The sequence below is a fragment of the Pseudonocardia sp. ICBG1034 genome, from assembly GCF_020131375.1.
Lineage (GTDB): Bacteria > Actinomycetota > Actinomycetes > Mycobacteriales > Pseudonocardiaceae > Pseudonocardia > Pseudonocardia alni.
Genome location: NZ_JAHLEK010000015.1, coordinates 730,989 through 752,237 on the forward strand (window position 1 = coordinate 730,989; position 21,249 = coordinate 752,237).

General features: G+C 75.3%; 17 protein-coding genes. 16 read left to right on the top strand and 1 reads right to left on the bottom strand.

The features are described 5' to 3' along the window. Positions 1-187: 187 nt before the first annotated feature. Entirely contained in the window at positions 188-826 is a 639-nt protein-coding gene (locus KPF22_RS05090) for a sigma-70 family RNA polymerase sigma factor (protein ID WP_062398051.1), read from the bottom strand. Positions 827-1,553: 727 nt separating this feature from the next. Here KPF22_RS05090 and KPF22_RS05095 point away from each other — a divergent pair. The 16 genes from KPF22_RS05095 to KPF22_RS33570 all read left to right on the top strand — a co-directional run bounded on the left by KPF22_RS05095 (position 1,554) and on the right by KPF22_RS33570 (position 21,142). Next, a complete protein-coding gene (locus KPF22_RS05095) occupies positions 1,554-3,158 on the top strand; it encodes an AMP-binding protein (RefSeq protein ID WP_224401369.1) in 1,605 nt (534 codons plus the stop codon). 1 nt (position 3,159) lies between these two features. Next, positions 3,160-3,396 carry a glutaredoxin family protein gene (locus KPF22_RS05100; protein ID WP_224401370.1) on the top strand — a complete coding sequence of 79 codons (237 nt, stop codon included), beginning with the start codon at positions 3,160-3,162 and terminating at the stop codon, positions 3,394-3,396. After that, on the top strand, positions 3,393-5,078 hold the full coding sequence (locus tag KPF22_RS05105; RefSeq protein WP_224401371.1) for a molybdopterin-dependent oxidoreductase: 1,686 nt from the start codon (positions 3,393-3,395) through the stop codon (positions 5,076-5,078). Before KPF22_RS05100 ends, KPF22_RS05105 begins: the two co-directional genes overlap by 4 nt. Before the next feature lie 496 nt (positions 5,079-5,574). Next, positions 5,575-6,303, top strand: a complete 729-nt coding sequence (locus KPF22_RS05110) for a redox-sensing transcriptional repressor Rex (RefSeq protein ID WP_208818939.1) — start codon at positions 5,575-5,577, stop codon at positions 6,301-6,303. A gap of 4 nt (positions 6,304-6,307) precedes the next feature. Continuing rightward, positions 6,308-7,729, top strand: coding sequence for a glutamyl-tRNA reductase (locus KPF22_RS05115; RefSeq protein ID WP_224401372.1), 1,422 nt, complete (start codon positions 6,308-6,310; stop codon positions 7,727-7,729). Next, complete coding sequence (hemC, locus tag KPF22_RS05120; RefSeq protein ID WP_224401373.1) at positions 7,726-8,682, top strand: hydroxymethylbilane synthase; 957 nt, start codon at positions 7,726-7,728, stop codon at positions 8,680-8,682. The genes KPF22_RS05115 and hemC overlap by 4 nt, the downstream gene beginning before the upstream one ends. A gap of 16 nt (positions 8,683-8,698) precedes the next feature. After that, on the top strand, positions 8,699-10,240 hold the full coding sequence (locus KPF22_RS05125) for a bifunctional uroporphyrinogen-III C-methyltransferase/uroporphyrinogen-III synthase (protein WP_062398038.1): 1,542 nt from the start codon (positions 8,699-8,701) through the stop codon (positions 10,238-10,240). A 127-nt stretch (positions 10,241-10,367) separates the two neighbouring features. Further along, entirely contained in the window at positions 10,368-11,348 is a 981-nt protein-coding gene (hemB, locus tag KPF22_RS05130; RefSeq protein WP_208818942.1) for a porphobilinogen synthase, read from the top strand. Between the two features lie 456 nt (positions 11,349-11,804). Beyond that, positions 11,805-12,626, top strand: a complete 822-nt coding sequence (locus tag KPF22_RS05135; RefSeq protein ID WP_224401374.1) for a hypothetical protein — start codon at positions 11,805-11,807, stop codon at positions 12,624-12,626. 22 nt (positions 12,627-12,648) lie between these two features. After that, on the top strand, positions 12,649-13,989 hold the full coding sequence (hemL, locus tag KPF22_RS05140; RefSeq protein ID WP_374107460.1) for a glutamate-1-semialdehyde 2,1-aminomutase: 1,341 nt from the start codon (positions 12,649-12,651) through the stop codon (positions 13,987-13,989). A gap of 2 nt (positions 13,990-13,991) precedes the next feature. Then, entirely contained in the window at positions 13,992-14,651 is a 660-nt protein-coding gene (locus KPF22_RS05145) for a histidine phosphatase family protein (protein WP_224401375.1), read from the top strand. Next, complete coding sequence (locus KPF22_RS05150) at positions 14,648-15,247, top strand: TlpA disulfide reductase family protein (RefSeq protein ID WP_062398027.1); 600 nt, start codon at positions 14,648-14,650, stop codon at positions 15,245-15,247. Before KPF22_RS05145 ends, KPF22_RS05150 begins: the two co-directional genes overlap by 4 nt. A gap of 96 nt (positions 15,248-15,343) precedes the next feature. Then, positions 15,344-16,216: a cytochrome c biogenesis CcdA family protein gene (locus tag KPF22_RS05155; RefSeq protein WP_224401376.1), complete on the top strand. Its 873-nt coding sequence runs from the start codon at positions 15,344-15,346 to the stop codon at positions 16,214-16,216. Continuing rightward, entirely contained in the window at positions 16,216-17,862 is a 1,647-nt protein-coding gene (locus tag KPF22_RS05160; RefSeq protein WP_224401377.1) for a cytochrome c biogenesis protein ResB, read from the top strand. Before KPF22_RS05155 ends, KPF22_RS05160 begins: the two co-directional genes overlap by 1 nt. A gap of 6 nt (positions 17,863-17,868) precedes the next feature. After that, positions 17,869-18,825, top strand: coding sequence for a c-type cytochrome biogenesis protein CcsB (gene ccsB / locus KPF22_RS05165; RefSeq protein ID WP_224401378.1), 957 nt, complete (start codon positions 17,869-17,871; stop codon positions 18,823-18,825). Positions 18,826-18,868: 43 nt separating this feature from the next. Further along, entirely contained in the window at positions 18,869-21,142 is a 2,274-nt protein-coding gene (locus KPF22_RS33570; protein ID WP_374107461.1) for an AAA family ATPase, read from the top strand. Positions 21,143-21,249 lie beyond the last annotated feature (107 nt).

Below are 21,249 nucleotides of genomic sequence, written 5' to 3' on the forward strand. Positions count from 1 at the left end.
GTCCGTCCTCACTGCAGTCTCGCGCTGCTCGTCGGCGCGTGTGGCGCCGTCAGTGCGCGCCGGTCTGTACAACGACCGACCGCGGACGAGGTTACGGCCTTCCAACCGTTCACCGCATCGAGTAGTGCGTTCGGCGCAGTGATCGACACACCCTCTCGCGTTCCGGCTGATCCGGCGGCAGGCCCGCTCACCGCAGACCGTCCGGGAGGAGCTGCGCGAGACGACGCACCGCGCGGTGCTGCAGCGCCTTGACCGCACCCTCGTTGCGGTCCATCAGCTCGGCGGTCTCGGCGACCGACAGGCCCTTGAGGAACCGGTACTGGATGCATTCGCGCTGGTCGGAGTTGAGCTTGGCGATCGAGGCCAGCAGCTCGTCGTTGGTCGCCATGTCGAGCACCTGCTGCTCGGGGCCACCGGTGCTGGGCGACAGCTCGACGATCTCCGAGGTCGTCTGCTCCAGCCGGAACCGGCTGGACTTGACGTAGTCGAAGATCAGGTTCCGGGCGATCGTGACGAACCAGGCCCCGATGTCGCGGCCCTGATAGCTGACCGAGGAGATCCGGCGCAGTGCCCGGACGAAGGTCTCCTGCGTCACGTCCTCGGCGAAGGACCGGTCACCCATCCGGAACAGCACGTACCGGTAGACCACGTCGTGGTAGCGCTCGTAGAGCTCGCCGAACGCGGCCGCGTCGCCGGCCTGGCAGGCCTCGACCAGGGCCCAGGAGCTGTTCGCGTCCTCGACGGCGCGGGCGGCCTCGTCGGCCGGGTCGGCCTCCGGGCGCTGCAGCTCCTGCGAGATCTGCGGTGCCTGTCGTGGCATCGGCATGTCCTGCTCGGTACGGCCGGGCGGACCCGACCGGGTGGTCCGGCCGTCCGGGCGGTGTAGGGCGGGGCCTGCGGGGTACGTGGGGGGAGCGTCGACCAGGGGAGCGGACGCGATCGGCCCCGTCGGCTGGGACGGTGCAGAGGTCGCTGAAGTCACGGACACCTCCCCGTCCGGCTGGGGGCGGACGGTGTCGGGTCTGTCCTGGCCGGGTTCGGGGGCCCGGGTCGGACGGACGGTCTCGGGGATGGTCTCGGAGCGCTGCTGTCGGAGCAGGCGGTGCGGTCGCATCGGCCGGGTCATGGATCCCGGGGGGTCGGACGGGGTACGGCTCGGCGGGCGACCCGGCCGGCGGGGACCGCCGGCGCGTCCCGCGCGGCGCGGCGCGGTGTGCGCCGTGGCGCGCTGGCGTCGAGCTGCATGCCACTCCCTCGGGTGAGTCGCGCGACGAACCGGCGGTTCACGCGTTGAACTTCATGTAGCGGCGGAGCATAGACGTCTGTCGAGTGGCGCAACGCACTCGCCGCCTCTCGTCGCGTGCCGTTCCGGCGAGCGGCCCGATACGCGCGGTGGACGAACCGTGCGCGAAGCGTGTCCGAATCGACACGTGGCGTGCACAGCGGTGAGCGGTCCCTCGGGACACGACGGTCGTGGCCGGGTTTGGAACACTGGCGGCGACGCGTGCCGACGAGCCGACCCCGCCCCGGCGGGTCCGAGGATGGAGACCGCCGTGCCGAGTTCCGACCCCGTGCCGGGCCACCGTCCCGACCGTCCCACCCACCTCGCCGACCTGGTGGCGCGCAACGCCTCCGAGCGTCCGGGCCACGACGCCGTCCGTGACCTGTCCGGCCCGGCGCCGCTCACGCTGACCTGGTCGGCGTTCGACGCCGCGGTCTCCGCCGAGGCCGCCCGGCTGCGTGCGGCGGGCGTCCGCCACGGCGACCGGGTCGCGATCGGCCTGCCCGACGGCGCCGACTACTGCGTGGCGCTGTTCGGCGCGCTGCGGGCCGACGCGGTCGTCGTACCGTTCGGCGCGGGCTCGGTGACCCGCGAGCTCGAGGTGGTGCTCGACCAGGCCCGGCCGGTCGCGGTCGTCGCCCGGCCCGACGACGCCGTCGCGGCCGGCTGCGCCGAGGGCGTCGGCGCGACGCTGCTGGGCCCGCCGGACCTGGCCGCCCCGGTCCCGGACGCCCCGGTCGACCGGGCTCCCGCCGACCCCGAGCGCATCGCGCTGGTCGTGTTCACCTCCGGCACCACCGGGCGCCCGCGCGGGGTGCAGCTGTCGCACCGCGCGCTGCTGGCCAACCGCGAGCAGGCGGGTGCGCTCCGCCCGGCACCGGTCAACGGGGTCGACCGGGTCCTGCTGGCGCTGCCCCTGTTCCACGTCTACGGCCTCGCCGCCGGGCTGCTGCAGGTCTGCTGGACCGGAGCGACCGTCGTGCTGCCCGGCCGGTTCTCCCCGGACCGGCTGGTCGAGACGGTCGTCGAGGAGCGGGTCAGCGTCGTCGCCGGGGTGCCGTCGATGTTCCGGATGCTGCTCGACCTCGGGCCCGAGCGGCTGCGCGCCGCGATGGCCGGGGTGCGGCTGTGCACCTCCGGCGGGGCGCCGCTGCCCGCGGGCTGGCTCGCGGACTTCCGCGCGGCGAGCGGGCTGGACCTGCACGAGGGCTACGGCCTCACGGAGGGCGGGCCCGTCGTCACCAGCAACGACCTGGGCCGACCGGCCAAGCCCGGCTCGGTCGGGCAGGTGCTGCCCGGCGTCGAGCTGCGCCTGGTCGATGCCGACGGGCAGCCGATGGAGCGCAGACCCGCGCCGGAGCCCGAGCCGCGCGGGGAGGACCCGCTGGACGACCTGGACTACGACGACGGCTCCGACCCGTCCGACGACACCGGGTTGATCGCGGTGCGCGGGCCGAACCTGTTCTCCGGCTACTGGCCCGACGGCTCCGGCGGCCCGGGTGAGGACGGCTGGTTCGTCACCGCCGACGTCGGCTACCTGGACACCGACGGCGACCTGCACCTCGTCGACCGTTCCTCGGACCTGGTCATCGTCAACGGCTTCAACGTCTACCCGCGCGAGGTGGAGCAGGTCGTCGCCGAGCTGGACGCGGTGGCCGAGGTCGCCGTCGTCGGGGTGCCCGACGACCGGACCGGCGCCGCGGTCAAGGCGGTGATCGTGCCGGTCGCGGGCGCCGAGCTCACCGAGGAGACGGTCGCCGCGCACTGCGCGGCCCGGCTCGCCCGGTTCAAGCGGCCCGCGGTCGTCGCCTTCGCCGACGAGCTGCCCCGCACCCCGACGGGCAAGATCGCCCGAAGGACACTGGCGAGGATGTGAGATGCGGGTACGACTGCTGACCCGGGTGGGCTGCCACCTGTGCGACGACGCCGCCGAGATGCTGGCCCGGGTGTGCGCCGAGACCGGCACCGGCTGGGACACCGTCGACGTCGACTCCGACGACGAGCTGCGCGCCGAGTACGGCGACCAGGTGCCGGTGGTGCTGCTCGACGGTCGTGAGCACGACTCGTTCCGGGTGGACGAGGAGCGCCTGCGCGCGGACCTGGCCCGGCCGTGAGCCCGGCCCCCGACGGTCCGGTCGCGACCTCGGACGGTCCGGCCGGCGGGGCCCCGGGTGCCGACAGCCCGCCGGTCCGCACCGCACCGGCGGCCCGCACCGCCCTGGCCGGGCTCGCCGCGGCCGCCCTGGGCGTCGGCGCGGGGCAGGCGCTCGCGCTGCTGGTCGCCCCGGCCGCCGGGCCGGTGAACGCCGTCGCCGAGCAGGTCGTGGCGCTCACCCCGCCCGCGCTGGCCGGCGCGGCGACCGTCGGGGCCGGGATCGGCAGCCGCCACACCGTCGTCGCCGGGGTGCTGGTGGTCCTGGCCCTGGCCGCGGCCGGGCTCGGCGCGCTGTCGCGCCGCTCGCCGTGGCCGGGGGCGTGGGGGCTCGCGGCGCTCGGGCTGCTGGGTGTCGTCGCCGCGGCGACGGCGTCGGGCGCCGGTCAGCTCGACATGGTGCCGGCGGGTGCCGCGGCCGTCGTCGCGGTGACGGTCTTCCGGAGGCTGCACGCGCTGGCGGCCCGGATCCCCGCCCCGACCGCGGCCGGGACGCTGCCCGACGGGCGGCCCGTCCGGTCGTCGCTGACCCGGCGGCGGTTCCTGCGCACCACCGCGCTGGCGGGGGCGGGCGGGGTCGTGCTGGGCGCCGGGGCCGCGGTCGCCGCGCCCCTGCTGCCCTCGGGCCGGATCGGGCCCGAACGCGACGCGCTCACCGCCCGGATCCGGACGCTCGCCGCGCAGGGCCGCATCGCGCCCGCCCCGGCGCTGCCCGCCGGGGCGCAGGTGCCGGGCGCGGCCGCGTTCACCACCGCCGTCGACGACTTCTACCGGATCGACACCGCGCTGCGGGTCCCGTCGGTCGACCCGGCGTCGTGGAGCCTGCGGGTGCACGGACGGGTCGGGCGCGAGCTCACCCTCACCCTCGACGACCTGCTGGCCCGCCCGCTCGTCGAGCGCTGGGTGACGATGGCGTGCGTCTCCAACGACGTCGGCGGCGACCTCGTGTCCACCACCCGGTTCACCGGGGTGGAGCTCGCGCCGCTGCTCGCGGCCGCCGCGCCCGACCCGGCGGCGGACCAGGCGCTGTCCACCTCCACCGACGGCTGGACGGCGGGCAGCCCGTCGTCGCTGCTGCTCGACCCCACCCGCGGCGCGCTGCTCGCGGTCGCGATGGCCGGACCGGACGGCCCGGTCGCGCTGCCGCCCGAGCACGGCTTCCCGGTGCGGATCGTCGTCCCCGGGCTCTACGGCTACGTCTCGGCCACCAAGTGGGTCACCGACATCGAGTTCACCACGTTCGCCGCCCGCGCCGACTACTGGCGCGACCGCGGGTGGGCGCCGCCCGGGCCGATGGAGACCGCCGCGCGGATCGAGTCGCCCGCCTCGTACGCGAGCGTGCCCGCCGGCCGGGTCGTGGTCACCGGCTCCGCCTGGGCGGTGCCCCGGGGGATCCGCCGGGTCGAGGTCGGGGTGCAGGACGGGGGCGCGGCCGGGTCCTGGGTCACCGCGGAGCTCGCGCCGGTGCCGTCCGGCGGGGCCACCTGGCGGCAGTGGCGCGCCGAGCTGGACCTGCCGCCGGGCGGGTACACCCTGGTGTGCCGCGCCACCGACGGCGACGGCGTCGTCCAGACCGCCGAGCGCCGCTCCCCGCTGCCGGGCGCGGCGACCGGCCGGCCGACCCGCACCGTCACGGTGACCTGAGCGACCGTGACCTGAGCGACGGTGACCTGGGCCTCGTCGCGCCGTCCCGGGCGGAGAGGTGTGTCACGGGTGGTCGCACGGTATGCGTGACGGTGGTGTCGTGGAGACCGACGTGGCGCTCGTCGCACGATGAGCGGTTCCTGCCCGTCGATCACCGGTAGCTCCAGGTCAGGGGCCCGGGCCGAGCACGGAGAGGACCAAGATCGCAACTTTGTGCGTGCCTTCACAAGCGGCTACCGTGGGTCCCCGTCGCCGGACCCGGTGGCACGGTGCCTCCGCGGCGCCGAGAACGCCGGGCCTCGTCCGTCCGCAGCCCGACCGGCCCGTCCGGCCGGTTCGCGGGCGTGCCGCGAGCGCGCCGGCGACCGGCACCTGCACACCCCCGACCGGAGCACGCCCAGTCTCGATGACCGACCGCCCGCGGATCAAGCCCCCGCGGGCGGGAGCGGGCACCGGGACCCGGCCGCCCGCGACCGACACCCGAGGAGGACGGCCCGTGACCCTGCCGCCCGAGTCCGGTGCCGCCGCGCCCGACGGCACCGGCGAGCGTCCCGCGCGCCCGGTGCCGGAGGCCACCGTGTCCCGGCTCGCTGTGTACCTGCGGGTGCTCGGCGAGCTGCGCGAGGCCGGGGTCGAGACGGTGTCGTCCGAGGAGCTCGCCGGTGCCTCCGGGGTCAACTCGGCCAAGCTCCGCAAGGACCTGTCCTACCTGGGTTCCTACGGCGTGCGCGGCGTCGGCTACGACGTCACCTCGCTGCAGGGACGGCTGCAGGGCGAGCTGGGCATGGACCACCGGCAGTCGGTCGCGCTGGTCGGCGTCGGCAACCTGGGTCACGCCCTGGCCGGCTACACCGGCTTCGCCGGCCGCGGCTTCCCGGTCAGCACCCTGTTCGACGTCGACGACGACCTCGTCGGCAGCGAGATCAACGGCATCCGGGTGCGGCACGTGCGCGAGATCCCCGAGGTGTGCGCCGGTGGCGGCGTCACCATCGGGATGATCGCGACGCCGGGCCCGGCGGCCCAGAAGGTCTGCGACCTGCTCGTGGCGGCCGGTGTGCAGTCCATCCTCAACTTCGCTCCGGTGCTGCTGACGGTCCCGGACGACGTCGAGGTCCGCAAGGTGGACCTGTCGGTCGAGCTGCAGGTCCTCGCGTTCCACGTGGCGCGACGGCACACCGGTGCCGCCGCGGTGACGGACAAGACGAACGAATCGGTGGTGTCGTAGAGCCATGAGCGTCCTCGTGGTCGGCCTGTCGCACCGCAGCGCGCCGGTCGAGGTGCTGGAGCGCCTCGCGGTCGCTCCGGGTGAGGTGCCCAAGCTTCTCGAGGAGATGCTCGACCGCACGCACGTCGAGGAGGCGGTCGTCCTCTCCACGTGCAACCGGATCGAGATCTGCGCGGTCGTGGACGCGTTCCACGGCGGCCTCGGCGACGTCACCGACGTCCTCGGCACCCACGCCGGGTTCCCCATCGGCGAGCTGTCCGAGCACCTGTTCGTGCACTACGCGGGCTCCGCGGTCCAGCACCTGTTCGCGCTGGCGGCGGGCCTGGACTCGATGGTGGTCGGCGAGTCGCAGATCCTCGGCCAGCTGCGCGGCGCCTACGCGGCCGCCGACGCCGCGGGCGCCGTCGGCAAGGTCCTGCACGAGCTGGTGCAGCAGGCACTGCGCGTCGGCAAGCGGGTGCACGCCGGGACCGGCATCGACGAGGCGGGCGCCTCGGTGGTGTCGGAAGCCCTGCGCGACGCCGACCGCGAGCTCGGCGGCGACGGCCTGGCCGGGCGCCGCGCCGTCATCGTCGGGGCGGGGGCGATGGGCGCACTGGCCGCGGCCCACCTGCGCCGGGCCGGGGCGGGCGAGATCGTCGTGCTGAACCGCTCCGCCGAGCGCGGCGAGCGGCTCGTCGAGAAGATCCTGGAGCACGCCGACCCGGGCACCACCGCCCGCTACGCGGCGATGGACGACCTGGCCACCGAGCTGCGCGACGCGGACCTGATGCTGGCCTGCACCGGGGCGATCGGCCACGTCGTGGAGGTCGGGCCGGTCGCCGAGGCGCTGGCCGGGCGGACCGCGCCCCTGGTCGTGTGCGACCTGGGCCTGCCGCGTGACGTCGACCCGGCGGTCGCCGAGCTGACCGGTGTCCGCATGGTCGACCTGATCACCCTGCAGCGCCGGCTGCTCGACGTCGCCGACGGCGGTTCCGTCGCCGCGGCGCAGACGATGGTCGACGCCGAGGCCCAGCAGTACCTGGCCGGGCAGCGTTCGGCCGAGGTCACCCCGACGGTCACCGCGCTGCGCCGGCGCGCCTCGGAGGTCGTCGACGCCGAGCTGCTTCGCCTCGACTCGCGGCTGCCCGACCTCGACACCCGGGTCCGCGAGGAGCTCTCGCGGACCGTGCGCCGGGTCGTCGACAAGCTGCTGCACACCCCCACGGTCCAGGTGAAGCGCCTGGCCGAGGGGCCGGACGGGGACAGCTACGCCGCGGCGCTGCGCACCCTGTTCGAGCTCGACCCGCAGGCCGCCGCCGCGGTCGCCGCCCCGGTCCGGGGCGCCGACGCGAGCGTCGACGGCGGCGATGTGACCGCAGCCCTGAACGCCCCGCTCGGCCCCACGCCGTCGATCGGGTCCCGTCCCCCGGAGCAGATCCCGTGAGCGTCCTGAAGATCGGCACCCGGCCGTCGAAGCTGGCGGTCGCCCAGTCCACCACCGTCGCCGACCGGCTGATCGCCGCCGGGCACCCGTGCGAGCTGGTCACCATCTCGACCAGCGGTGACCGCTCGGCCGCGCCGATCCCGCAGCTCGGGGTGGGGGTGTTCGTCTCGCAGCTGCGCGACGCGCTCTACGCCGGCGAGATCGACGTCGCGGTGCACTCGTACAAGGACCTGCCGAGCGCACAGCCCGACGGGCTCACGATCGCGGCGGTCCCGGAGCGCGAAGACGTCCGCGACGCGCTGGTCACCGGCGGTCGCGTGCTCGGCGAGCTGGGTCGTGGTGCCCGGGTCGGGACGGGCTCCCCGCGCCGGACCGTGCAGCTGCACGCGCTCGGCCAGGGCCTGGAGGTGCTGCCGATCCGCGGCAACGTGGACACCCGGATCGGGAAGGTGCGGTCGGGCGAGCTGGACGCGGTGGTCGTGGCCGCCGCCGGGCTGCGCAGGCTGGGCCGCGTCGACGAGGCGGACGAGCTGATCGACCCCCTGCAGATGCTGCCCGCGCCCGCCCAGGGTGCGCTGGCGATCGAGTGCCGCTCCGCCGACACCGACCTCGTCGCGGCGCTGCACGCGGTGCTCGACGACGCGGGCGTCCACCTCGCCGTCACCGCCGAGCGCGCGGTGCTGGCCGGGCTGGACGCCCGGTGCGACACCCCCGTCGGGGCGCTCGCCGAGGTCGTCTCCGACCTCGACGACGACGGCCGGGCGGTCGACCGCCTGTCGCTGCGCGGCGCGCTGGGGATCGGGGACATCGCGGGGGGCGACGTGGTGCGCGCCTCCGCCACCGGAGACATGGACGACGCAGAGAAGATCGGGGCCGCGGTCGCCCTCGAGCTTCTCGACCTGGGAGCCGAGGACCTGCCCCCCGCAGGTCCCGGTGGTCCCGCCAACCGCTGATTCGGGAGTTTCTTCAATGACAGGACCTGCCAACCCCTCAGGGCGGATCGCCTTCGTGGGCAGCGGACCGGGGGACCCGGCGCTGCTCACCGTGCGCGCCCGGGACGTGCTCGCCGGCTCGCCGCTGGTCATCACCGACCCGGACGTGCCGGAGGGCATCCTCGCCCTGGCCGCCGACGGCGCCGAGGTGCGCCCGGCCGTCGGCCAGCCCGCCGACATCGCGAGCGACCTGCTCACCGAGGCGGGCCAGGGCCGCTCGGTGGCCCGGCTGGTCTCCGGTGACCCGCTGACCAACGACGCCGTCGTCGCCGAGGCGATGGCCGTGTCCGCCTCGGGCACGCCGTTCGACGTCGTCCCCGGCGTCCCGTCCTCGACCGCGGTCCCGGCCTACGCCGGTGTCGCGCTCGGGTCGGCGCACGTCGAGGCCGACGTCCGCGCGGGCGTCGACTGGGCCGCGCTGGCCGCGAGCCCGGGCCCGGTCGTGCTGCACGCGACGAGCGCGCTGCTCGGCGACGTCGCCGCCGGGCTGACCGCCCAGGGCGTCCCGGACGAGACGCCGGTCGCGATCACCGCGGGTGGCACCACCTCCACCCAGCGGACCATCTCGTCGTCGGTCGGGCGGATCGCCGCCGACGGCGGTGACCTCGAGGGCGCGCTCGTCCTGACCGTCGGCGAGGCCGCCGGTCGTCGCGGCGAGCTGTCCTGGTGGGAGTCGCGCGCGCTCTACGGCTGGCGGGTCCTGGTGCCGCGCACCAAGGACCAGGCCGGCGTGATGAGCGAGCGGCTGCGGATGCACGGCGCCATCCCGGAGGAGGTGCCGACGATCGCCGTCGAGCCGCCCCGGTCGCCCGCGCAGATGGAGCGCTCGGTCAAGGGTCTCGTCGACGGCCGCTACCAGTGGGTCGTGTTCACCTCGACCAACGCGGTCAAGGCCGTCTGGGAGAAGTTCGGTGAGTTCGGCCTCGACGCCCGCGCCTTCTCCGGTGTGAAGATCGCCTGCGTCGGCCGCTCGACCGCGGAGAAGGTCCGCGAGTTCGGTATCGAGCCCGAGCTCGTCCCGGACATCGACGAGGCCCAGTCCTCGACGTCCGAGGGCCTGCTGGACATCTTCCCGCCGCACGACGACGTGCTCGACCCGGTCGACCGGGTGCTGCTCCCGCGCGCCGACATCGCCACGGAGACGCTGTCGGCCGGGCTGCAGGAGCGCGGCTGGGAGGTCGACGACGTGACGGCGTACCGGACCGTCCGGGCCGCCCCGCCGCCCGCGCCGATCCGTGAGGCGATCAAGACCGGCGGCTTCGACGCGGTGTGCTTCACCTCGTCGTCGACGGTGCGGAACCTGGTCGGCATCGCCGGTAAGCCGCACGCCCGAACCCTGGTCGCCTGCATCGGTCCGGCCACCGCGGAGACCGCGCGCGAGTTCGGCCTGCGGGTCGACGTGCAGCCGGAGGAGGCCCGCGTCCCGACCCTGGTCGACGCGCTGGCCAGCCACACCGCGAAGCTGCGCGCCGAGGGCAACCTGCCGCCGCCGAAGAAGGTGAAGGCGCGCCGCCGCTGAGCGGAGCGAAGGGCGCACCGGCACCGCCGCCGAGCGGAGCCGCCGAGCTGCTCCCGTCGGGCCCCGTCCCGCCTTCCGAGGTGGTGCGGGGCCGACGTGTGTCCGGGGCGGTCGTAGCCTGGTCCGCATGGGTTTCCCGGCGCAGCGTCCCCGACGGTTGCGGACCACCCCCGCGATGCGGCGGCTGGTCTCCGAGACCGAGGTCCGTCCGCGGCAGCTGGTGCTGCCGATGTTCGTCCGTGAGGGCGCGACGGAGCCGGTCCCGATCGGGTCGATGCCGGGGGTCGTCCAGCACACCCGCGACTCGCTGCGCAAGGCGGTCGCGGAGGCGGCGGCCGCGGGCGTCGGCGGCGTGATGCTGTTCGGGGTCCCCGAGCACCACGACGCGACCGGCTCCGGCGCCGTCGACCCGGACGGGATCCTCAACGTCGGCCTGCGCGACGTGCGCTCGGAGGTCGGTGACGAGCTGGTCGTCATGTCCGACCTGTGCCTCGACGAGTTCACCGACCACGGGCACTGCGGCGTGCTGGACGCCGACGGCGGCGTCGACAACGACGCGACGCTGGAGATCTACGCCCGGATGGGCGTGGAGCAGGCCCGCGCGGGCGCCCACCTGGTCGGCCCCAGCGGGATGATGGACGGCCAGGTCGGCGTCATCCGCACCGCGCTCGACGAGGCCGGGTTCACCGACACCGGCATCCTCGCCTACACCGTCAAGTACGCCTCGGCGTTCTACGGCCCGTTCCGCGAGGCGGTGAACTCGCAGCTCAGGGGCGACCGCAAGACCTACCAGCAGGACGGCGGCAACGCCCGCGAGGCGCTGCGCGAGCTGGCGCTCGACCTCGACGAGGGCGCCGACATGGTGATGGTCAAGCCCGCCCTGGCCTACCTGGACGTCCTGGCCCGGGTGGCCGACGTCGCCGACGTGCCCGTCGCGGCGTACCAGATCTCCGGTGAGTACGCGATGGTCGAGGCCGCCGTCGCCCGGGGCTGGCTCGAGCGAGAGCGGACCATCATGGAGACGCTGACCTCGATCCGCCGCGCCGGTGCGGACGTGATCCTGACCTACTGGGCCACCGAGGCCGCGACCTGGCTCGACCGGGGCTGACCCCGCTCACCCGGGCGCGTCGCCGGCCGGACTCACCCGGCGCTGCTCGGCTGCCCGGCGCTGCTCGGCCGGTCGGCCCTCCACCCCGACGGTACGCAGCGCGGACGCTGGGCGGGTCGGCGGCACACCCATCGGAGACGGCGTCCACGGAGACCGTTCGCACGGTGACGGGTTTCCGCGGGGAAGAGGGGCGCCGGGTGCCGACCCCCGGGTCACCTGTCTGCGAATTCGCTTACCGGGTAAGCGAATTCGCCGCACTCCCTGTGCCTCGACGAGACCCGGGCCCGACGCCGCGTCCCGGTTCCGGAAGAACGGCAACGCAGGGCCCGGCGGGAGCCGGCCGGGTGCCGGATCCCGCCGGGCGGTGCCGGGCGGTCGCTCCGTGAGGGGTGAATCGCGGCGCCGGGTACCGCCGAACGTGGCAAACCGGACACCGGCCCGGCTACGGTGGAGGTCGTGAGCAGCAACCCGGGACAGCACGACGCCCCGCAGTACTACCGGCCCGGGCCGTCGACGGGGCGCTACCCGCAGTACCCGCAGAACCCGTACCCCCACGGCTGGCACGGCGGCGCCACACCGCCGCCCGCCCCGCAGCAGGCACCCGCCGCGCCTGCGCCGCAGCCGGGCACCACCGCACAGCCGGGCACCACCGCACAGCCGGGCACCACCGCACAGCCGGGCACCACCGCACAGCCGGGCGCCGTGCCGCAGCCGGGGTCCGTGCAGCAGGCCGGGCAGGGCCCGCAGTGGAACGCCTCGTCGGGCTGGGGGCCGCCCCCGGCGGGGCTCGGCAGCGGGCCGCAGGGACGTCCGGCCCGGCCGCGTCAGGTGGTCACCGCGCTGGTCGCACTGGTCGCGGCGGCGCTGCCGTTCGTCGTCATGGGGATCGGCGCGATGTTCGCGACGATCAACGACGCGGTCCTCAACGACACCGGACTCCCGCGTGCCGACATCGACGCCGCGCTGGCCCAGACCGGTCTGACGATGGACCAGCTCACCCAGTTCGTGCGGGTGATGGGCGGGGTCTTCCTCGTCCTGGCGCTGGTGTGGATCGCGCTCGCCGTCGTCGCGTTCCTCGGGGCCGGTGGCGCCCGGATCGCGCTGGCCGTGCTGGCCGGCGTCTACGGGATCCCGCTCCTGCTGCTCATGGCGCCGACGATCCCGCTGTTCGCGGTGCTCGTCGTGGCGCTGTCCGTCGCCGGGGTCGCGCTGCTGTTCGGGCGCCCGGCGAAGGAGTGGTACGCCACCCGCAAGCTCGGGGCCGCGAGCCGGTCCTGACACCGGCTGCGAGACTGGGGACGTGAGCACCGGAAGCGCAGGGACCGCCGTGAGCAACCCGGAACCCAAGGAGTCCGCCCGCCTGTTCGAGCGGGCGACCGAGCTGATCCCGGGCGGGGTGAACTCCCCGGTGCGGGCGTTCAACTCGGTCGGCGGCACCCCGCGGTTCATGGTCTCGGGTGAGGGCTGCCGCCTCACCGACGCCGACGGCGCCACCTACGTCGACCTCGTCTCCTCCTGGGGGCCGATGATCCTGGGGCACGCGCACCCGGCCGTCGTCGAGGCGGTGCGGTCCGCGGCGTCGCAGGGTCTGTCGTTCGGCACCCCCACCCCGGGCGAGATCGACCTCGCCGCCGAGATCGTCGACCGGACCCCGGTCGAGCAGGTCCGCCTGGTCAACTCGGGCACCGAGGCGACGATGAGCGCCATCCGGCTCGCCCGCGGGATCACCGGCCGCACGGTGATCGTGAAGTTCTCCGGCTGCTACCACGGCCACGTCGACGCGCTGCTCGCCGACGCCGGCTCCGGGATCGCCACCCTCGGCCTGCCGACGAGCCCGGGCGTCACCGGCGCCCAGGCCGCCGACACCGTGGTGCTGCCCTACAACGACCTCGACGCCGTCCACCAGGTCTTCGAGCAGCGCGGCGCCGACATCGCCTGCGTGATCACCGAGGCCGCCGCGGGCAACATGGGCGTGGTCCCGCCGGTCGAGGGCTTCAACGCCGGGCTGCGCGACCTGTGCCACGCGCACGGCGCGCTGCTGGTGATCGACGAGGTGATGACCGGGTTCCGCGCGTCGCGGCAGGGCTGGTTCGGCTGCGACGGCGTCGCGGGCGACCTCTACACCTTCGGCAAGGTCATGTCCGGCGGGCTGCCCGCGGCCGCGTTCGGCGGGTCGGCGCAGCACATGTCGTACCTGGCCCCGGCCGGGCCGGTCTACCAGGCGGGCACGCTGGCCGGGAACCCCGTCGCCGTCGCCGCCGGGCTCACCACGCTGCGCCACGCCGACGACGCCGCCTACGCCACCCTGCAGTCCCACGCCGACCGGGTCGGCGCGCTGGTCACCGCGGCGCTGGAGCGGGAGGGCGTCGCACACACCCTGCAGTACGCGGGCACGATGTTCTCGCCGTTCTTCACCGACACCCCGGTCACCGGCTACGCCGGGGCCAAGGCCGCCGAGACCTGGCGCTACCCGGCGTTCTTCCACGCGATGCTCGACCACGGTGTCTACCTGCCCCCGAGCGCCTTCGAGGGCTGGTTCGTCTCCACCGCGCTGGACGACGAGGCGTTCGAGCGGATCGAGACCGGCCTGGCCGCCGCCGCGCGGGCCGCGGCCGCCGCCACCCGTCCGGACGGGGCCTGAGCATGGGTGACCGGACCAGCCCGCCCGCGTCGGGACCGGTGACCGTGGTGCACGTGCTGCGCCACGGCGAGGTGCACAACCCCGAGGGCGTCCTCTACGGCCGCATCCCCGGCTACCACCTGTCCGACCACGGCCGGGCCCAGGCCAAGACCGTCGCCGCGTACCTCGACGGCAACGACGTCGCCGCCGTCGTCGCGTCGCCGCTGCAGCGCGCCCAGGAGACCGCCCGCCCGATCGCGGACGCCCACGGCGTCGACATCTACACCGAGGAGGGCCTGATCGAGTCCGGCAACCTCTTCGAGGGCAAGCGGTTCGGAGTCGGCGACGGCGCGCTCAAGCGCCCGCAGGTGTGGCGGCTGCTGCGCGACCCGTTCACCCCGTCCTGGGGCGAGCCGTACCTCGCGATCGCGCACCGGATGCTCGGCGCCGTGCACGCCGCGCGGGCGCTCGCACCCGGCCGCGAGGTCGTGTGCGTGTCCCACCAGCTGCCGATCTGGACGCTGCGCCGCTACCTCACGGGGCAGCGGCTCTGGCACGACCCGCGCCGCCGCCAGTGCGCGCTCGCCTCGCTGACCAGCATCGAGTTCACCGGAACCCGGATGACCGGGCTGCGCTACGCCGAGCCGGCCGGCCCGAGCGGCGCGATGGTGACCGGGGCATGAGACGCCTGCTGCCCGCCCTGCTCGGGCTGCTGCTGCTCGTCGCCGGGTGCGGCGTCGGCCGCGACGCCGCGGGCGGGGGACCCGGCCAGGACTTCCAGTTCGTCGCCCCGGGCGGCCAGGTGCGCATCACCTACGACCCGCCGGAGAGCCGTCAGCCGATCACCGACCTGCGCGGCGAGAGCCTGCTGCGCGAGGGCACCCAGGTCGGCATCGGCGACTTCCCCGACACCGTGCGGGTCATCAACATCTGGGGCTCCTGGTGCGGCCCGTGCCGGACCGAGGCCCCCGAGCTGCAGGCCGTGGCCGAGGCGGCCCGGGGCAAGGCCGTCGTCCTCGGGATCGACGTCCGCGACGACCGGCAGGCCGCCCTGGACTTCGTGACCGACCGCGGCATCACCTACGACTCGATCTACGACGCGCCCGGCCGCACCCTGGCCCGGCTCGACGGCTACCCGCGCAACGTCGTGCCCTCGACGATCGTGCTCGACCGCGACGCCCGGGTGGCCGCGGTGTTCCTGGTCCCGGTCGGCAGCTCGGACCTGCTGCCGCTCATCACCCGGCTCGCCGCCGAGCCGAGGTCCGGTTCGTCCCGCTGACCCCGGGTGACCGCGCGGTCGCGCCCCGCCGGGTGAACTACACGCTGTAGAACCCGCCGCGCGGCACCCCGAGCAGGGCTTCTACCCTGGGATGCGATGGACGCGACGACGACGCTGGCGATCTCGGGGCCGCTGCTGCTCGCAGTGCTGGTCTCGGTCGCCGCGGGGCTGGTGAGCTTCGCGTCGCCGTGCGTCGTCCCGCTGGTCCCCGGCTACCTCGCCTACCTCGCCGGGCTCGTCGGCGCGCAGTCCCCGCCGGTCACCCCGGCCGAGGCCACCGAGCGCGCCGCCGCCCGCCGGGGCGGGACCGCGACCGCCCCCGAGGACGGCGTGCAGGACGGCGTCGCGGGTGCCGCCGCCGTGACCGCCGCGCCGGTCCGGGACGACGGCCGCTGGCGGGTCGCCGGGGCCGCGCTGCTGTTCGTCGGCGGGTTCACCGTCGTGTTCGGCGCGGTCATGGTCGGCGTCGTGTGGCTGTCCGACGTCCTCATCGACAACGAGGCGCTGCTCCAGCGCATCGGCGGCGTCGTGATGATCGTGATGGGGCTGGCGTTCGCCGGTGCCATCCCCGCGCTGCAGCGGGAGTACCGCTCGCACTGGACGCCGCGGGCCGGTCTCGCCGGCGCCCCGCTGCTGGGTGCGGTCTTCGGCCTGGGCTGGGTGCCCTGCATCGGTCCGACGCTGGCCGGGGTCGTCGCCGTCGCCGCCGGTACCGGGGGCGGCTCGGTGCGCGGGATCGTGCTGATCCTGGCCTACTGCGCCGGGCTCGGGATCCCGTTCGTGCTGATCGCGCTGGGCGCGACCCGGGCCGTGCGCGCGCTGGGCTGGCTGCGCCGCCACACCCGGGCGGTGCAGATCGCCGGGGGAGTGCTGCTGGTCGGGGTCGGAGCGCTGCTGGTCTCCGGTCTGTGGTCCCAGTGGCTGGTCAAGCTGCAGGTGTCGATCGCCGGATTCACCCCGCCGATCTGATGAGCTCCCCGCCCGACGCCCCGCCGCAGCCGTCCGTGTCGACACCGGACGGCGTGCCCCCGTCGTCGCCGCGGCCCGGGCCGTTCGCCCGCGCGCTGGCGTTCCTGCGCAACACCTGGCGCGGGCTGACCAGCATGCGCACCGCGCTGGTCCTGCTGTTCCTCCTCGCGCTGGCCGCGATGCCCGGGGCGCTGCTGCCGCAGCGGTCGCTGAACGCGTTCCTCGTCGAGGACTTCTACCGCGACAACCCCGCCGTCGCGCCGGTGATCGAGGCGGTCGGCGGGTTCGAGGTGTTCGCGAGCCCGTGGTTCGCCGCCATCTACCTGCTGCTGATGATCTCGCTGGTCGGCTGCGTGTTCCCGCGCACCGGCGAGTACCTGCGCTCGATCCGCCAGCCCCCGGTCATGACCCCGCGCAACCTGGCACGGCTGCCGCACCACGCCGAGGGCGACACGACCGCGGGCGTCGACGACGAGCTGGCCAGGGCGCGGCGGCTGCTGCGCGGCTGGCGCACCGTGGAGCGCAGCGAGGACGACGGCTCCCGCACGATCTCGGCGGAGAAGGGGTTCCTGCGCGAGACCGGCAACCTCGTCTTCCACCTCAGCCTGATCGGCATCCTGCTCGGCCTGGCCGGCGGCAAGATGTACGGCTACGAGGGCGACGTCATCGTCCGCGCCGACGGCAGCGAGTTCTGCAACAGCTCCATCCTCGGCTACGACAGCTTCCGCGCCGGGCTGCGCGTCGACGGCACCGACCTCAACGACTTCTGCGTGAAGGTCGACCGGTTCGACGGCACCTGGCTGCCGAACGGCCAGCCGTCGACCTTCGGCGCCTCGGTCGGGTTCCAGACCGGGCAGGACGTCCGCGACGGCGTCAGCACCTGGCGCCCCGACGAGATCGCGGTCAACCACCCGCTGCGCACCGACGGCGACCGCGTCTACCTGACCGGCTACGGCTACGCACCGGAGTTCACGGTGACCTGGCCGGACGGGCAGAGCCGCACCGGTGAGGTGCAGTGGCGCCCGGTCGACCAGTCCGGCACTCAGCTGTCGGAGGGGGCGACGAAGTTCGAGCGCCCCGGCATCACCGACCCGGAGCAGCGGCGCACCACGCAGCTCGCCGTCACCGGGACGTTCGCACCGACCGGCGCGGTCGACCCCGAGGGCAAGCTGGTGTCGGTGCACCCGGACCTGCGCTCGCCGACCGCCGACGTCGACGTGCTCCTCGGTGACCTCGGCATCGACGACGGCCGCGGCCAGTCGATCTTCAGCGTCGACCAGGGCAAGATCGACGACGGCGAGCTGCGCTCCGTCGCGACGGCGCGGCTCGGGATCGGCGACACCACCCGGCTGCCGGACGGCACGGTCGTCCGGTTCGACGGCGTCACCCCGTGGGTGAACCTGCAGGTGGGCCACGACCCCGGCCAGTCCTGGGTGCTGGCCGCGGCGGTGCTGATGGTCGGCGGCCTCGCGCTGTCGCTGTCGGTCACGCGTCGCCGGTTCTGGGTGCGGGTGTCCCCGCGCGACGGCGGGGGCGGTCACATCGCCCTCGGTGGTCTGGCCCGGACCGACCGGGCAGGCTACGGCGAGGAGTTCGACCGGCTCGCGACCGAGCTGCTCGACCCGACGGACAAGAAGGACGGTTAACCCCAGATGCTCGTCGACCCGACCACCGCGATGTGGAGCGACCGCCTGTTCCAGGCGACGCTCGTCGTGCTGCTGCTGGCCCTGGTGTTCGCGTCGCTGGAGTACGCGGCCCGGCGCGTCGCGCGGGCCGCGGTCCGGCACGAGGAGCCCGCCCCGGTGGGGGCCGGGTCCACGGCGGTCACGGCGCCCGAGGAGCCCCCGTCCGACGACGGCCGCCGCTCCCGTGCCGACCGCTACGGCCGGATCGGCATCTCGCTGATGGTGCTGGCGGCCCTGACCCACCTCGGGTCGATCGTGCTGCGCGGCTTCGCCGCCTACCGGTGGCCGCTGGGCAACATGTACGAGTTCACCTCGGCGCTGTGCCTGATGGCCGTCGGGGCGTGGCTGGTGCTCGTGCGCCGGCACCCGGGTCTGCGCCCGGCCGGGGTGTTCGTGCTGACGCCGGTCGTGCTGCTCATGTTCGTCACCGGCACCGTGCTCTACCTCGACGCGGCGCCGGTCGTCCCGGCCCTGCAGTCGTACTGGATCATCATCCACGTCACGACGATCACGCTGGCGTCGGGCCTGCTGCTCGTGCCCGGTGTGGCGAGCCTGCTGTTCCTGGTCAAGCGGAACGGGAAGCCGGCGTCGTGGGCCGCGAAGCTGCCGTCGGCGGAGTCGCTCGACCGGCTGGCGTACCGCGTGACGGTGCTCGCGTTCCCGCTCTACACCTTCGGCATCATCACCGGCGCGGTGTGGGCCGAGGCGGCCTGGGGCCGGTTCTGGGGCTGGGACCCGAAGGAGACCGTGGCCTTCGTCGCGTGGGTGCTCTACGCCGCCTACCTGCACGCCCGGGCCACCGCGGGGTGGAAGAACTCCGGCGCCGCGGCCTGGATCAACACGGCCGGCTTCGCCACGATCGTGTTCAACCTGTTCTTCATCAACATGGTGGTGGCCGGACTGCACTCGTACGCGGGGGTGTGAGGCGCCTCGACCACCGGGTTCCGCGCGGCTACCGTCGTTTCCCGTGAGTGAGAACGGTTCCGGCGAGCAGCCCGACGGTTCGGTGGGCCGCTACGTGCGGGAGCGCTGGGCCACGACGGAGTCCCCCGGCCGGTCCTTCGGACGGCGCAGGCGGGCCGGCGGTGACGACGCTGCGGAGCCGGTCCCCGACGCCGGTGCCACGCCGCCGCGGACCCCGTCGGCCGCCGAACGCGCCGCGTCGGCGCCCGCCCCGGGCCGCGCGGCCATCGGGACGCAGACCCCGCCGGCGGGCTCGGCGTGGGGCAGCGAGCTGCCCGAGATCGACGACGACCTGGTCGACGAGATCGACCCGTCCACCCCGCCGCACGGGATGGACCTGTCCGCCCTGCGCGAGACCCCGCGCCCGGCCTCCTCCGGCGCCGCGACCGTCGCCGACCCCGACGACGAGCCCGCCCCGGCCTCCGCGGGCGACCCCCGGCACCGCCGCGACGACGCCGCCCCGGACCCGGCCGTGCAGGACCACGGCCCCGACGACACCGGTCTCTACCGCGCCGCGGGTGCCGACCCCGAGCCGTGGTGGGCCGTGCCCGCCTCCGCGGTGCCCGACGACGACCCCGACGCGGACCTCATCTGGCGCGCCGACCGGTCCGCGGGCCGCGCGGCGGACGACACCGGCGACCGCGACACGACTCCCGGGTACCCCGCGGACCGCGACACGCCCGCCGGGTACCCCCCGGACGGCGATGCGGCCCCCGGGCACTCCGCGGACGGTGACACCACGGCCCCCGGGCACCCGCCGGACGGCGGCGCCGCGGGCCCGGACCTCCCGGACCGCGCCACGGCCTCCCGGGACGACTCCCCGGGCCGCACCGCGGCCGCCGGGTACGACGACGCGCCCGTGTCCGCCGATCCGCCGCACTCCGACCCCGCCGCTCCGGCGCCCACGGATCCTGCGGGTCCGGCGCCCGCGGGGCACGGCGGCCGCGCGGTGCGGGACGGGTACCCGCCCTCCGCCGGTCCGGCCCCGGAACCGGCGCCGGGCGAGGGCTCCGGGAACACGGGGCCGGCACGGCCCGCCGAGACCGCACGGCGCCCGGTGACCGCGCGGGAGGACGGGGCCGCCGTCGCCGGGCCCGCCACAGCCGGCAGCGACCCCGGCCGGGGGGCCCGGACCGGCACCCCCCGGACGGAGCGCTCCCGCGACGACCGGCGCCCCCGCCAGGGGGACCGTCCCTGGCGCGCCGCCTGGGACGACGAGTCCGCGGAGACCGGGCCCCAGCGCACCCTCACCCCGCCGCGCGGCCGCCCGCAGACGGGGGTGAAGCGGCCCCGCTGGACGGCCCCCGAGGCGATCGAGGCCCGGGCCGCGCAGCACCGCCGCGGCGACGAGCCGCACGGCGGGCTGGACCTCGCACCCTCACGCACGGGGCACGGCAGCGCGGGCCGTCCGCCGACGAGCGGGTGGCGTCGCTGGGTCTACGTGCTCACCGGCGGCCTGGTGAACCCGGGGGAGAGCCCCGCGGAGCTGCACCGGCGCGACCTGGTGGCCCGCGCGAACCGGCCGCTGATCAGCTCGCACAAGATCGCGATGCTGAGCCTCAAGGGCGGGGTCGGGAAGACGACGGTCACCGCGACCCTCGGGGCGACGTTCGCGTCGCACCGCGGCGACCGGGTCGTGGCCGTCGACGCCAACCCCGACCGCGGCACGCTGAGCCAGAAGATCCCGCTGGAGACCACCGCGACCGTCCGCCACCTGCTGCGCGACGCCGACCGGGTCCGCCGCTACAGCGACGTCCGCGCCTACACCTCGCAGGGCGTGTCCCGGCTCGAGGTGCTCGCCAGCGAGCAGGACCCTGCGGTGTCGGAGGCGTTCAGCGAGGACGACTACCGGCGCGCGGTCGACCTGCTGGAGCACTTCTACAACCTGGTCCTGACCGACTGCGGTACCGGCCTGATGCACTCCGCGATGTACGGCGTGCTGGGGATGGCCGACCAGATCGTCGTCGTGTCGTCGGGCTCGATCGACGGCGCCCGCAGCGCCTCGGCGACCCTGGACTGGCTCGACGCCCACGGCTACGGGGCGCTGGTCCGCAACGCCGTCGTCGTCATCAACACCGTCTACCGGCGTGCCGGTGGCGGGGTGGACCTCGACCGCGTCGCCGAGCACTTCTCGGGACGGTGCCGGGCCGTGGTCAAGGTGCCGTTCGACCCGCACCTGGAGGAGGGCGCGGAGATCGACCTGGAGCGCCTGGAGGAGACGACCCGGACGGCGTTGCTGGAGCTGGCGGCGGCCGTCGCCGACGGCTTCCCGGTCTGATCCCGGGCCGCGACGGCACCCGTCGCCGACCCGGACGTGACCGGAGACACCGAAGGGCGGTCCGCCCGGTGGGTGGACCGCCCTTCGGTAAAGGCGTGTTGGGGGAG

Bases quoted from the DNA above. Each gene is read 5' to 3' on its own strand.
- KPF22_RS05090 (WP_062398051.1), bottom strand. From the start codon at position 826: ATGCCGATGCCACGACAGGCACCGCAGATCTCGCAGGAGCTGCAGCGC.
- KPF22_RS05100 (WP_224401370.1), top strand. From the start codon at position 3,160: ATGCGGGTACGACTGCTGACCCGGGTGGGCTGCCACCTGTGCGACGAC.
- KPF22_RS05115 (WP_224401372.1), top strand. From the start codon at position 6,308: ATGAGCGTCCTCGTGGTCGGCCTGTCGCACCGCAGCGCGCCGGTCGAG.
- KPF22_RS05125 (WP_062398038.1), top strand. From the start codon at position 8,699: ATGACAGGACCTGCCAACCCCTCAGGGCGGATCGCCTTCGTGGGCAGC.
- hemB (WP_208818942.1), top strand. From the start codon at position 10,368: ATGGGTTTCCCGGCGCAGCGTCCCCGACGGTTGCGGACCACCCCCGCG.
- KPF22_RS05145 (WP_224401375.1), top strand. From the start codon at position 13,992: ATGGGTGACCGGACCAGCCCGCCCGCGTCGGGACCGGTGACCGTGGTG.
- KPF22_RS05150 (WP_062398027.1), top strand. From the start codon at position 14,648: ATGAGACGCCTGCTGCCCGCCCTGCTCGGGCTGCTGCTGCTCGTCGCC.
- KPF22_RS05155 (WP_224401376.1), top strand. From the start codon at position 15,344: ATGGACGCGACGACGACGCTGGCGATCTCGGGGCCGCTGCTGCTCGCA.
- KPF22_RS05160 (WP_224401377.1), top strand. From the start codon at position 16,216: ATGAGCTCCCCGCCCGACGCCCCGCCGCAGCCGTCCGTGTCGACACCG.
- ccsB (WP_224401378.1), top strand. From the start codon at position 17,869: ATGCTCGTCGACCCGACCACCGCGATGTGGAGCGACCGCCTGTTCCAG.